The sequence below is a fragment of the Paracoccus sp. TD-10 genome (assembly GCF_048270675.1).
Classification (GTDB): Bacteria; Pseudomonadota; Alphaproteobacteria; order Rhodobacterales; family Rhodobacteraceae; genus Paracoccus; species Paracoccus pantotrophus.
Genome location: NZ_CP182419.1, coordinates 403,264 through 416,072 on the forward strand (window position 1 = coordinate 403,264; position 12,809 = coordinate 416,072).

Below are 12,809 nucleotides of genomic sequence, written 5' to 3' on the forward strand. Positions count from 1 at the left end.
CCGCCCCTTCTCGAAACGCTGTCACACCCCATGAAAGGGCGAGCGGCCTGTAGGGTGGGGTTTCACCCACTTTTTGCCGGGCGCGCGGTGGGGTGAAACCCCACCCCAAGGCCTGCGCCCAAGGCCCGCCGTCACAACCCCAGGCACAGCCGATAGGCATCCAGGATCGAGGCGTGCAGGTCGCGGCTGGCAACGGCATCGCCGATCCGGTGCAGCGCGAAACCTTCGCCTGACTCGTGCAACTCGGTGAACAGATCGTCCAGCGGCAGGGTGCCGTGTTCGACGACCACCTGCGCGGCGTCCAGGCTGCGTTTCGCCCCCGTCATCTCGTTGCGCAAGGTGGCGCGCAGCCGGTTTCCCCGGCGCTCGACCCGGATCAGCGCGAGATCGGTCAGGGTGGCGAGGCCCGCCTGATAGAAGCGTTTGCGGAAGCTGGTGGCGTCCTGATAGGGCATCTCGGTCGCCGGGACCGCGTCGGGAGTGGCAAGGGTGACGGTCCGCCCGGCATCGGCCAGCTTCAGCGCGCAGGACGGCGCTGCCTGCCGCCCGGTGCCGTCATAGACCAGCACCTCGCCCTGGGCCGCGACCGCGCCGGTCAGCAGATCCCAGGTGCTGTGGCAATGCTCGGCCCCCTCCAGCCAGTCCAGGTCGGGAATGCCGCCGGTCGCCACGACGACGATGTCCGGCGCCTCGGCCAGGATGTCGGCCGCCTCGGCCCAGGTGTTCAGGCGGACATCCACCCCCAGCCGGCCCAGTTCGCTGCGCCGCCAGTCGATGATGCCCAGCAGGTCGCGGCGCCCCGGTGCCTTGGCCGCCACCAGGATCTGCCCGCCAAGGCGCGCCGCTGCCTCGATCAGGGTGACGCGGTGGCCGCGTTCGGCCAGCACGCGCGCGGCCTCCATCCCCGCCGGGCCGCCGCCCACGACAATGGCGCGGCGCGGCGCAGGGGACCGGGGGATCGCGTGGCCCAGGGTGGTTTCGCGCGTGGTCGCGGGGTTATGGACGCAATGCGCCTTGCGATACAGGCAATAAGAGGCGCCGACGCAGGGGCGGATGCGATCCTCGACCCCGGCCGCGATCTTGGCGACCAGATGCGGGTCGGCGATATGGGCGCGCGTCATGCCGACCAGATCCGCGATCCCGTCGCGCAGCACATGGCGCGCGGTGGCCACGTCGCGGATGCCGCCCGCGTGCAGGACCGGCAGCGACACCGCCTGCCGGAAGGCGCGGATATGCGCCAGATAGGGGGCTTGGGGCTGGAACATGCCGGGCATGTTGTCCTCGGTCAGCAGCAGGTCGCTGTCCATGCGGCCATAGATGCAGTCGAACAGATCCACATGCCCCTCGGCCTGGATCATCCGGGCGATCTCAAGGGCTTCGTCGGCGGTCAGCCCGTCCGTGCCGCCTTCGTCGACGACATAGCGGATGCCCACCACGAAATCGTCGCCCACGGCACGGCGGACCGCCTCGTGCACCATCAGCGCGAAGCGGGCGCGGTTGGCAGCCGATCCGCCGAAGCCGTCGGTGCGACGGTTGGTGCGCGGCGACAGGAACTGGCCGATCAGGTGCCCGCCGGTCAGCGTCTCGACCCCGTCCAGCCCCGCCTCCTGGCAGCGCCGCGCGGCGGCGGCGAAATCCGCGATCACCCGGTCGATATCGGCGCGGTCCATCTCTTTCGGAAAGCTGCGGGTCCGGGTCTCGCGCACCCGGGACGGCGCAATGGCCGGCAGCCAGGCGCCGCCAAGCGCCGTGGCCCGCCGCCCCAGATGCGAGATCTGGCACATGATCGCCGCCCCCTGGCCATGGATCCGGTCCGCCATCGCCGCCAGATGCGGGATGACCGCGTCATCCGCCAGGTTCAGCTGCCCCCCGCCCCAGCTGGAATCGCGCGAAATCATGGCCGAGCCGCCGATCATCGTCATGCCGATGCCGCCCCTGGCCTTCTCCTCGTGATAGGCCATGTAACGCTCCCCCGGCATTCCGCCATCGTCCAGCATCGAGGCATGGCTGGTGCTGACGATGCGGTTGCGCAGGTCCAGCCCCCGTAGGCTGAAGGGGCGAAGAAGCGGGTCGGCTGATCGGGCGTCGGGGGCGAACATTTGCATGCTGTGATCCTGTCTGCAGCGGCACGTTGGGGCGCAAGCCGCCCCCTCAACCTGCCTAGATGCCGTAATGGGCCAGCGTTCCTCTGGTGGCCATGAAGGTGGCTGTCCCTCGGGGTGATGATGTCGGAAACGGGGTCCGTTGGTTTCGGCCCCAGGCATCAGACGGGGAACAGCCATGGACTTATTATGCAGGAATCGACGTGTCGCTGGAACAGAGCAGTGTTTGCGTGGTGGATGCGTCTGGTAAGATCATGCGCGAAACGAAAGTGGCGAGCGAACCGGGGCATTCTCGCGGCACTTCGCCGAACTTGGATTTCCAGTCGCCAGGATCGGTCTCGAGGCAGGCCCTCTGTCGCAATGGTTGCGTGAGGGTCTGGTCGTCAAAGGTTTTGACGTGGTGTTGCTGGAAACGCGGCATGCGAAGGCTGCGCTGTCGGCGATGACGGTGAAGGCGGACCGCAGGGACGCGCGTGGAATCGCGCAATTGCTGCGCATGGACTGGTGCCGCCCTGTGCATGCGAAGTCGGCAGATGCCCAGGCGACGCGGGCGTTGCTGGTCGGCCGCGAGCTGTTGCAGGCCAAGCTGCGCGATGTCGAACCCAGCATCCGCGGCATGCCTCACGTGGCTACGGGCTCAAGGTCGGCGAGGTAAGCCACGGGTGTTTCGAGGCCCGTATTCGCGAGCTCATCGAAGGGCATGACATGCTGGCGACGGTCATCGGTCCGATGCTGAAGGCGCGCGCCGCCTTGTGGGAGGAATTAACCCGGCTGCACCCTGCGATGTTGAAGATCGCCCGTGTCGATCCTGTCTGCCATCGGCTGATGAGTCTGCCTGGTGTCGGAGCCTTGGTTGCGCTGACCTATCGCTCTGCGGTTGACGATCCAGGGCGGTTTTCCAGGTTCCAAGCCGTTGGTGCCTACCTCCGATTGCTGCCCGGAAAATATCGGTCGGGCGAGACCGACAGAGATGGCGGTATCACCAGGGTCGGTGACGGCATGGTGCGTAACGCGCCTTATGAAGCCGCGCATATCATGCTGACGCGCGCCTCAAGGTTCGCTTCATCTCCGAGATCCGCCGCATCGTCGGTGCGCATCTGCTGCGGGTCGCGCCAGATTACCTCGACACCCGCCACGCCACCGATCTGCTGATGCTGGACGGCCGGGACATGCGCATAGCCGCCAGGGTGCAGCGCCATGGCTATGCCGGCAGCTATCCCTGCGACCTCACTATCCGCTCGCGCCGGCCCTCGGGCAATCCGACCGGACTGGCCAAGATTGTGAACGGCGAGGGCGACTGGCTGTTTTATGGCCACGCCAATGCCTCCGGGACGGGGTTCGACCTGTGGTGGCTGCTGGACCTGCGGGCCTTCCGGGCCGGGCTGATCCGCCACGCCTCGAACGGCTATCCGACCGAGCCTGCGCAGATCGACGGCATTCGGAAAAGCTCAGCCAGAACCGATTGGCCTTCTCGGCCATCCTTATCGCCACTTGATGGACACCGCATCGGAATAGCCCCCGTCACGGCTGGCCTAACCGCTCCGGGTTTGAAATGATGCCTGCCGCTTCGGCCTCTGGAACGGGCGCGAAGGCTCCTAGTTGTGCCCCGAAGCTGACACCTCGATCCGGCTCGCTTCCGGGCTACACGGGTCGCTGAACGTCCAGCGAAATCCAGCGGCATCTTTTTTCGGGTGTGGGGGCGAGCGTGGGGTGGCACGCGGCGGCATTCGTCTAACCGGCTGATATTACATCGAAATGTGCGAGAGAATTGGTGGAGCCAAGGGGAGTCGAACCCCTGACCTCTTGAATGCCATTCAAGCGCTCTACCAACTGAGCTATGGCCCCACCGGAGGTCTCGGGCGGCGTCTCCGGCGCCCGTGTGAGGCGTCGTATAGGAGGGGGCGCCGGCGGGTGCAAGCGGAAAAATACGGCATCGGGGAAAAATTCTCGCGCTGTCCGCCAAGCCCAATAATCATGGCGGTTTTCCTGGAAAACCCGCGGTTCAAAACCCTGCGTGGGCAGGCGCGCGGCTGCCCCGAGATCGTGCCGCGAACCCCGCCAGGACGGTTTGCCCCTTGCGGTTCCGGGCCGCAATCGGGGCAGTGCCGGGGCCGGCCCCGGTCCGGCGCCGATGCCTGTCCTGCCGCGGGCGACCTGTTCAGAAGACGGGGGCGACTGCGCCGTCCCCCATGGTCAAGGTGGCGATGCCCATCGCTGGCCGGGCGGCTGGCGCGGATGGCGGATTCGCGCGGCAATCACGCCGCCTGATAAGGATCCGCCGCGGCGGCCGGGCGCCTGGCAAGGCTGCCCCTCAGCCCCGGCCGTGCGGCTCCTGCCAGTCGATCAGCGGGTTGATCGGGATGATGCGATGCGGGTTTATCGTGTCGTGGCTATAGTGGTAATGGCGCACGATATGGTCGAAATGCACCGTCTCGGCCACGCCGGGCCATTGGTAAAGCTCGCGCGTCCAGCCCCAGAGGTTCGGATATTCCCGCAGCCAGCGCCGGTTGCATTTGAAATGCGTGTGATAGACCGGGTCGAAGCGCAGCGCGGTGGTGAAAAGCCGCCAATCCGCCTCGGTGATCCGCGCGCCGCAGAGATAGCGGTTGGCGGACAGATGACCCTCGAGCCAGTCCAGCGTCTCGAAAAGCGGGCCGACCGCCTCGTCATAGGCCGCCTGCGATGTGGCGAATCCGGCCTTGTAGACGCCGTTGTTTACCCGGTCGTAGATGCGTTCGTTCATCGCGTCGATCCGGTCCAGCAGCTCGGCCGGGCAGTAATCGTCCTCATTCCCGGTCAGCCTGTCGAAGGCCGAATTGAACATGCGGATGATCTCGGCGCTTTCGTTGCTGACGATGGTCTGCTGCGCCTTGTCCCACAGCACCGGCACCGTCACCCGGCCCGAGGCTTTCGGATCCGCCCTGAGGTAGAGGTCGCGCAGATAGGGCAGGCCGTAAAGGCGATCCCCGGTCGCGCCGGGGAAATCGGTGGCGAAGGTCCAGCCCTCGGACAGCATGTCGGGATGCACGGCCGAGACGCCGATATGCGGCTCCAGCCCCTTGAGCGCGCGAAAGATCAGCGTGCGATGCGCCCAGGGACAGGCATAGGAGACATAGAGGTGATAGCGCCCGCTTTCGGGGCCGAAGCCGCCCTTGCCGCTGAGGCCGGGGCGGCCGTCCGGGGTGATCCAGTTGCGCCAGGCGGTCACGCTGCGCTGGAAGCGCCCGCCGCTGCTTTCGGTGTCATACCATTCGTCATGCCAGACGCCGTCGATCAACTGGCCCATGCCGCCCCCCCGCGTTTCCGTCCGGCCCAGCATAGCCGAGCGGGCAGGGCGGGCAACCGCCCGGTTCAGTTGCCCAGTTGCGCCTGCGCCCAGCCGGCGATCGAGGCGGCGTTCATGGCGCCCGATTGCCGCGCGATCTCGCGCCCGCCGCGATAGAGGATCAGCGTCGGGATGCCGCGGATACCCAGGGCGGCGGCGACCTGCGGCTCGGTCTCGGAGTTCAGCTTGATGAGCCGCATCTCGGGCTCCAGCATGCCGGCGGCGCGGGCGAATTCGGGCGCCATCATCCGGCAGGGGCCGCACCAGGGCGCCCAGACATCGACCAGCACCGGGATCGAGTTGCGGCCGACCTGGCGCTGGAACATCGCCCCTTCCACATCGGCGGGATGGCCGGAAAACAGCGCGTCGCGGCATTTGCCGCAGCGTGCCGCGCGCGCGTCACGCTCGGGCGGCAGGCGGTTCGTGGCGCCGCAGGCGGTGCAGACGATCTGGCGGTCGGTGCCGGACATGGTCAACCTCGGGGTTCCGGGCAGGGCTGCCCCGATATATTCGCAGGCGCGTAGGTAAACAAGGCCCGCCCTGCCGGAGCCCTATCCGCCCCGCAAAAGCCGCGCCGCGTCGCCGTAACAGGCCAGCCCCGTTTCCTGCGCCGGGCCGGCATCCGGCCCCAGGTCGCGGCGCAGCTGGCAGATGGCCTCGTGCTGGCTCAGGAACACCTGGCCGGACAGGTGGCGCATGAAATCGCTGCGCCGCAGCCGGTCCATCACCGGCCCCTTGACCTCCGAGAGGTGCAGCTTGATCCCGCCCTCGGCCAGGCGGCGGTTGATCTCCTCGAGGCTTTCCAGGGCGCTTGCGTCTATGTCGTTGACCGCGGGGCACATCAGCACGACGTGGCGCAGGCGCGGCCGGTCGGCAACCAGCGCGGCGATGCGGTCCTCGAGAAAGCGGGAATTGGCGAAATACAGGCTTTCATCGACGCGCAGCGACAGGATCTCGGGCCAGATCAGCACCCGGTGACGGTCGACATTGCGGAAATGCTCGGTTCCCGGCACCTGGCCCACCACGGCGGAATGCGGCCGCGAGCTGCGGTAAAGCTGCATGACCAGCGACAGCAGCACCCCGGCGCTGATCCCAGGCTCGACCCCGACCAGCAGCGTGACCAGGATGGTCGCCGCCATGGCCAGGAAATCGCGCGGCGAATAGTCCAGCACCCGGCGGATGGCGGGGAAATCGACCAGCGACAGCACCGCCAGGATGATCGTCGCTGCCAGCACCGCCTGCGGCAGGTCGGCCAGCAGCGGCGTCAGGAACAGCGCCGCCAGCGCGATGCCGATGGCGGTGAACACTCCCGCCGCCGGGGTCTGCGCCCCCGCGTCGTAATTCACCACCGAGCGCGCGAAGCCGCCCGTGACCGGATAGCCCGCGCTGAGCCCCGCGGCGATATTGGCGGCGCCCAGCCCGATCAGCTCCTGGTCCGGGGCGATCCGCTCGCGCCGCCGCGCCGCCAGGGTCTGCCCGACCGAGACCGATTCGACGAAGCCCACGACCGAGATCAGCAGCGCCGCCGGCGCCAGCGCCGCCAGCAAATCAAGCGACGGGATGGGCAGCGACAGCCCCGGCAGGCCCTGCGGGATGGCACCGACCAGCGCCACGCCGCGCCCGCCCAGGTCCAGCGCCTTGGCCAGCGCGATGGAAACGGCGATGGCCAGGATCGGTGCCGTGCGCGCCAGCATGTCGGCCAGCCAGCCGGGCAGCCCGGCCCGCACCAGCCCGCGCCTGCCCCAGCGCCGCGCCGCGTAAAGAAAGGCCAGCGACCCGGCGCCGATGGCCAGCGTCCAGGGATTGGTCCGGGGCAGGCCGGCGAAAAGCGCGGGCAGGATCTCGGGCAGGGTCGAGCCGCCGCCGCCCAGGCCCAGCAGGTGCCGGATCTGCCCGGCCGCGATCAGGATGCCCGAGGCGGTGATGAAGCCCGACATCACCGGATGGCTCAGGAAATTCGCCAAAAACCCCAGGCGGAAGATGCCCGCCGCCACCAGCATCGCGCCCGAAAGCAGCGCCAGCGCCACGGCGGCGCTCAGCGCATCGGCCAGCCCCGCCTGCACCACCGGCCCGATGGCCGAGGCCGTCATCAGCGAGACCACCGCCACCGGCCCGACCGCCAGCACCCGCGAGGTGCCGAAGACCGCATAGGCGACCAGTGGCAGGATCGAGGCGTAAAGCCCGACCTCGGGCGGCAGGTTGGCCAGCATGGCATAGGCCAGGCTCTGCGGGATCAGCATGATGGTGACGATCACCGCGGCCAGCAGGTCGGCGCTCAGCAGCGCCCCGCCATAGCCGCGCGCCCATTGCAGCATGGGCAGGCGGTGGATCAGGTGCATCTGCGGCGGACCCTTTGCCCTGTTTTGACGATTGCGATTCCAGCGGCCATTGTTGCGGAGAAGAGGACGGGTTCTGGGTGGATGAGGCCGATGGCGGGGATGGCGCCGCCGGGGCAGAATCCCGAGAGCCCCCAGCCCAGGCCGAACAGCGCCGATCCGCCGACCAGGGCCGGGTCGATGTCGCGCCGCTCGGGCAGGTGGAAGCGCAGCGCCAGCACCGGCGCCGGCCGGCGCAGCACCAGCCGGTAGCCCGGCAGGGCCACCGCCAGCGCGCCGCCCATCACGAAGGCCAGGGACGGATCCCAGGCCCCGGCAATGTCGAAGAAATTCAGAACCTTCGCAGGGTTGGCCATGCCCGAGACCGCAATCCCCGCGCCAAAGACCAGCCCGATCAGCAAGGCCGACAGCAAGACCATCTCAGAACCCTCCCGCAAGATGGCGCGTGGCATAGACCGTGGCCCCGGTCGCCAGCATGAAGCTCAGCGTCGCCACCAGCGAGCGCGCCGACAGCCGCGCCAGCCCGCAGACCCCGTGGCCCGAGGTGCAGCCGCCGCCATAGCTGACCCCGATCCCGACCATGAGCCCGCTGAGCGCCGTCCAGCCCAGCGGCACCGGGCTGGAGAAATCCACCGCGACCCCGCCCAGCCGCACCAGCAGCAAGGGCGCCGCCACCGCGCCGGCCAGGAAGGCCAGCCGCCAGCCGCCGCCCGGCGCGAAGGCCCCGGCCAGGATCCCGGTCATGCCGGCGATGCGGCCGTGCAGCGCCATCAGCAGCACCGCCGCCAGCCCGACCAGCCCGCCGCCCAGCAGCGATTGCACAGGGGTGAACTCGGTGGTGAACGCGGTCATGCCCCGCCTCCGTCTTGATGATCCCCGTTCCCGCGGTCGCCAGCTTCGCGCCCCCCGCCTTCCAGGCCGCGGGTGATGCCCGGCAGCGCCCAGACCGGGCAGAAGCGCAGCGCCGCGGTCGCCAGCAGCACCAGCCCGGCCAGCGCCGCCGCCCCGCTCCATGCCGGCGACAGCCCGGCCAGCAAGGCCAAGAGCACCAGCCCGATGCCCAGCACCAGCCGCAGCGCCCGCTCGGCGGTTCCGATATTGATCCGCATCCTTCCTCCTCCGCCTCAGTCCCAGGGCGCCTGCAGCAGGTCCAGCGGGATCTTCAGGTAGCGCCGGCCGTTCGCCTCCGGCGCGGGCAGCCGGCCGGCATTGGTGTTGACCTGCAGCGCATGCAGGATCAGCTTGGGCATCGGCAGGGTGCGGTCGCGCGCCTGCCGCGCCGCCACGAACGCGGCCTCGGTGCGGTATCGCGCCATGTGGCTGTTCCTGGCCTTCTGCTCGGCCACGGTCGATTCCCAGGCCGGCGCCCGCCCGCCCTGGCAATAGTCGTGGCCGGTGAAGACCCGCGTCGCGTCCGGCAAGGCCAGGATCGCCTGGATCGAGCGCCACAGCGCATGCGCGTCGCCGCCGGGGAAATCCGCCCGCGCCGTGCCGCTGTCGGGCATGAACAGCGTGTCATGCACGAAGGCCGCGTCGCCGATCACATAGGAGATCGAGGCCAGGGTATGGCCGGGCGAGAACAGCACCCGCGCCGGGATCGAGCCGAGGCGGAAGGTCTCGCCCTCGGCGAAAAGCTTGTCCCATTGCGAGCCGTCGGCGGGAAAGTCCGGCCAGTTGTAGAATTCCTTCCACAGTTTCTGCACCTCGACCACCTTCTCGCCGATGGCGGTGGGGGCGCCGGTCCTGCGCCTGAGATAATCGGCGGCCGAGAAATGGTCGGCATGGGGATGGGTGTCGAGGATCCATTCCAGCGCGTAGCCCTTCTCGGCGATGAAGGCGAGGATGCGGTCGGCCTCGATGGTGGCGGTGGCGCCGGATTTCTCGTCATAGTCCAGCACCGGGTCGATGACCGCGCATTGGCCGGTCGCCGGATCGGCCACCACATATTGCACCGAGCCGGTGCGCGCCTCGTAGAAGCCGGTCACTTCGGGCGCGGGTGCCAGGGCCGCCGGGCCCGCATCGGAACCGGGTTCGGCCTGCGGTTCGGCCTGCGGTTCGGAACGGGTGGCGGGCCGGGTGTCGGAACCGGGATCGAGATCGAGATCGAGATCGGGTGTCGAGACCGGGCCGGCGGCCGAGGTCGGGGCATGGCGCATCGAATACTCCTCCTGCACGCAGATCGCGCGTCGCAATAAAGCATATTCAAGTATGCGAATATATGCAAGACCGCCGGAGGAGGGAAAGCTTGCGCCCTTGCGCTTGACGGCGGCAGGATCTTCGATTCTTCTGAAGAACCGGGGCGTCATCGTGCGGCGGCGCGCCTTCGCAGGGCTTGATTTCGCAGCATCTTGCGGAAAGGCAATGCCAGACTGGCGCCAGGAGTTCCAAAGCCAACGGGAGGAGAAGGGAATGAGGATCGGCTGCCCCAAGGAGATCAAGCCGCAGGAATTTCGCGTCGGCCTGGCACCCGCCGCCGCCGCCGAGGCGGTCATGCGCGGCCACCAGGTTCTGGTCGAGACCGGCGCCGGCCTGGGCTCGGGCTTCGCCGACGAGGATTACCTGGCCGCGGGGGCGCAGATCGCACCGGATGCGGCCGCGGTCTTTGCCGAGGCCGAGCTGATCGTCAAGGTCAAGGAGCCGCAGGCGCCCGAACGCGCCATGCTGCGGCAGGGGCAGGTGCTGTTCACCTATCTGCACCTGGCGCCCGATCCGGCACAGACGCGCGAGCTGCTGGCCTCGGGCGTGACCGCGATCGCCTATGAGACGGTGACGGATGCGCGCGGCGGGCTGCCGCTCTTGGCGCCGATGTCCGAGGTGGCGGGGCGGCTTGCACCGCAGGTCGGCGCCTGGGCGCTGCAAAAGGCCAATGGCGGGCGCGGCGTACTGCTGGGGGGCGTGCCGGGGGTCAGGCCGGCCAATGTGCTGATCATCGGCGGCGGCGTGGTCGGTGCCGCGGCGGCGCGGGTCGCGGTCGGCATGGGTGCCAACGTGACGGTGATGGACCGGTCGCTGCCGCGGCTGTCCTGGCTCGACGATCTCTTCATGGGCAAGCTGACTACCCAGCATGCCAGCGCAGCCGCGACCGCCGAGCTGATCCAGCGCGCCGACATGGTGATTGGTGCCGTGCTGGTGCCGGGGGCTGCGGCGCCGAAGCTGGTGTCGCGGGCGCAGCTTGAAACCATGCCGCGCGGCGCGGTGCTGGTCGATGTCGCCATCGACCAGGGCGGCTGTTTCGAGACCTCGCGCCCCACCACGCACCAGGATCCGATCTACGAGGTCGACGGCGTGATCCATTACTGCGTGGCCAACATGCCCGGCGCGGTGGCGCGCACCTCGACCCAGGCGCTCGGCAATGCCACGCTGCCCTTCCTGCTGGCCCTGGCCGACAAGGGCTGGCGCCGCGCGCTGGCCGATGACGCGCATCTGCGCGCCGGCCTGGCCACGCATGAGGGGCAGCTGACCTCGCCGCCGGTGGGCGAGGCGCTGGGGCTGGCGGCGATCACCCCCGACCAGCTGCTGGCCGGCTAGGGCTTCGCTGCGGCCCTAGCGCCAGAATCGCTTGGCATCGACGAAGGCCTCATGGGCTTCGGCGGCGGCCTCGATCAGGTTGCGCTTGTCGCGATCCGTGCCCAGGATCGCGGCCGCGGCGGGATCGCCGGCCAAGCCCAGCCGCTCGACCAGCGCCGGGGCGGCCGCCAGGTCGTTCAGCGCCCCCATGCGATCCTGCAACGCCTCGAGCGCGGCCAAGAAGCGCGCGGCCCGCCGCCTGCGGCGCTTTTCCGCATAAAGCGGCGCAAAGAACTCGGCGGCATAGCGCAGCTTCTTGGCGTCCTTGCGCAATTCGTGCCGGGTCTCGTCATCCACATCGGCAAGGCCGATGCCGTCCTTCTTGACCTTGCGGCGCAGGCGGTCGAGCGCGGCCGAGGCGTATTCGCGCAGGGGCAGGCCGCGGATCTCGGCGCCCGAGGGCTGCATGGTCCAGGGTCCGATGGCAAGGTATTCCGCCAGGTCAAGCATCAGCAGCCGCGCCCGGCGCGATTCCAGCATCCCGCGGGCCTGGTCATAGGCCGCCATCCGCGCCGGTTCCAGCCGGGCGCGCAACGCTTCCGGCCGGCAGCGCATGCGCAGCACGTCCAGGTCGCGCGCCTCGCCCAGCACCCCGGCAAGCCAGCGGGTTTCCCGGTTCAGCCGAGGGCCGGTCTCGTCCTGAAGCATCGGCCTGAAGATGGCAAAGGCCGAGCGCAGCCGGCGCAGCGCCACCCGTGCCTGATGCACGGCCTCGGGGTTTGCGGGGTCGACCAGCGGCTCGTTGAGCCGGAACTGCCGCAGGCAGGCGGCGCCGATCGCGCGAAACCCCTCTGCCGCCACCATGTCGCGATGCAGGGCGACCGGCGCCGCCTTGTGCATGTGCAGCACCGGCCCCAACAGGCGAAAGCCGTGATCCGCCTCGGTCAGGACGCCAAGGCGCAGCGGCGCGATCTCGTCCAGCCGGCGGGCCAGCGCGTAAAGGGCGGCGGGCGCGCCGTCGCGCAGCGCCAGCCGCAGCTCGCAGCGCGCCGAGCGGCGGTCGGCGGCCGTCACCTCGCCGCGGTCCAGCGCCAGCTCGATATCGGCGCCCTGCCAGGACAGGGTCCAGAGCTGCCGCCGGAGGCACAGGCCGAACAGCGGGCCGATCTCGGCGATCTTCGCCGGCGGAAGCGTGCAAAGCGGCGTGCGCTCGTCCAGCACCGGCCTGTCGGCCGCGACGGGCTGGCGCCATTCCGGCAGCACGAACAGATCGGCGGTGCTGCCTGTGGCCCTGACGGTCTGGACGCGCGCGGTTTCGCCCTCACTTTCGCCTTCGGTCAGGCTCAGCGTGAAGCCGGCGGTGGCCAGATCCCGGTCGGGCGTGTCGAAATAGGTGGCACGGACCGGCAGGACGGCCGGCTCGCCCGGCAGCAGGTCCGAGGCGCGCAGGGCCTCGGCCGCATCGGGTGCGATCTCGAGCATCAGTTCCGGCACGGAGACCATGGTTTTCTGTTGCGGCATTTCGACCTTCCATCGGGC

At 69.3% G+C, this 12,809-nt stretch carries 11 protein-coding genes, 1 tRNA gene and 1 pseudogene; 3 read left to right on the plus strand and 10 right to left on the minus strand.

All coding sequences use genetic code 11. From position 1 onward, the window contains the following. Positions 1 to 131: 131 nt before the first annotated feature. Positions 132 to 2,105 carry an NADH:flavin oxidoreductase gene (locus ACNKFW_RS12940; protein WP_208852040.1) on the minus strand — a complete coding sequence of 658 codons (1,974 nt, stop codon included), beginning with the start codon at positions 2,103 to 2,105 and terminating at the stop codon, positions 132 to 134. A gap of 117 nt (positions 2,106 to 2,222) precedes the next feature. Between ACNKFW_RS12940 and ACNKFW_RS12945 the strand changes: the two are divergent. Then, positions 2,223 to 3,182, plus strand: a pseudogene (locus ACNKFW_RS12945) (IS110 family transposase); the annotation flags it as partial. A 71-nt stretch (positions 3,183 to 3,253) separates the two neighbouring features. After that, positions 3,254 to 3,658 carry a hypothetical protein gene (locus ACNKFW_RS12950; protein WP_208852055.1) on the plus strand — a complete coding sequence of 135 codons (405 nt, stop codon included), beginning with the start codon at positions 3,254 to 3,256 and terminating at the stop codon, positions 3,656 to 3,658. 213 nt (positions 3,659 to 3,871) lie between these two features. On the opposite strand, the gene ACNKFW_RS12955 is transcribed toward ACNKFW_RS12950, so the two are convergent. The 8 genes from ACNKFW_RS12955 to ACNKFW_RS12990 all read right to left on the minus strand — a co-directional run bounded on the left by ACNKFW_RS12955 (position 3,872) and on the right by ACNKFW_RS12990 (position 9,766). Further along, positions 3,872 to 3,947, minus strand: a tRNA-Ala gene (locus ACNKFW_RS12955). Between the two features lie 466 nt (positions 3,948 to 4,413). After that, on the minus strand, positions 4,414 to 5,388 hold the full coding sequence (locus tag ACNKFW_RS12960; protein ID WP_147428418.1) for a glutathione S-transferase family protein: 975 nt from the start codon (positions 5,386 to 5,388) through the stop codon (positions 4,414 to 4,416). Between the two features lie 65 nt (positions 5,389 to 5,453). Continuing rightward, positions 5,454 to 5,897: a thioredoxin TrxC gene (trxC, locus tag ACNKFW_RS12965; protein ID WP_147428417.1), complete on the minus strand. Its 444-nt coding sequence runs from the start codon at positions 5,895 to 5,897 to the stop codon at positions 5,454 to 5,456. Between the two features lie 81 nt (positions 5,898 to 5,978). Beyond that, positions 5,979 to 7,766, minus strand: a complete 1,788-nt coding sequence (locus ACNKFW_RS12970) for a SulP family inorganic anion transporter (RefSeq protein WP_147428416.1) — start codon at positions 7,764 to 7,766, stop codon at positions 5,979 to 5,981. Beyond that, entirely contained in the window at positions 7,757 to 8,182 is a 426-nt protein-coding gene (locus ACNKFW_RS12975; RefSeq protein WP_147428414.1) for a DUF6691 family protein, read from the minus strand. Before ACNKFW_RS12975 ends, ACNKFW_RS12970 begins: the two co-directional genes overlap by 10 nt. Position 8,183: 1 nt before the next feature. Further along, positions 8,184 to 8,615 (minus strand): YeeE/YedE family protein, encoded by a 432-nt coding sequence (locus tag ACNKFW_RS12980; RefSeq protein ID WP_024845605.1) that lies wholly within the window; start codon positions 8,613 to 8,615, stop codon positions 8,184 to 8,186. Further along, positions 8,612 to 8,872 (minus strand): YgaP-like transmembrane domain, encoded by a 261-nt coding sequence (locus tag ACNKFW_RS12985; RefSeq protein WP_147428413.1) that lies wholly within the window; start codon positions 8,870 to 8,872, stop codon positions 8,612 to 8,614. Before ACNKFW_RS12985 ends, ACNKFW_RS12980 begins: the two co-directional genes overlap by 4 nt. Positions 8,873 to 8,887: 15 nt before the next feature. Beyond that, a complete protein-coding gene (locus ACNKFW_RS12990) occupies positions 8,888 to 9,766 on the minus strand; it encodes an MBL fold metallo-hydrolase (RefSeq protein WP_024845607.1) in 879 nt (292 codons plus the stop codon). A 406-nt stretch (positions 9,767 to 10,172) separates the two neighbouring features. Between ACNKFW_RS12990 and ald the strand changes: the two genes are divergently transcribed. Next, positions 10,173 to 11,291: an alanine dehydrogenase gene (ald, locus tag ACNKFW_RS12995; protein ID WP_024845955.1), complete on the plus strand. Its 1,119-nt coding sequence runs from the start codon at positions 10,173 to 10,175 to the stop codon at positions 11,289 to 11,291. Between the two features lie 15 nt (positions 11,292 to 11,306). Here ald and ACNKFW_RS13000 read toward each other — a convergent pair whose 3' ends face one another. Next, positions 11,307 to 12,791: a CYTH and CHAD domain-containing protein gene (locus ACNKFW_RS13000; protein WP_147428411.1), complete on the minus strand. Its 1,485-nt coding sequence runs from the start codon at positions 12,789 to 12,791 to the stop codon at positions 11,307 to 11,309. Positions 12,792 to 12,809: the final 18 nt, after the last annotated feature.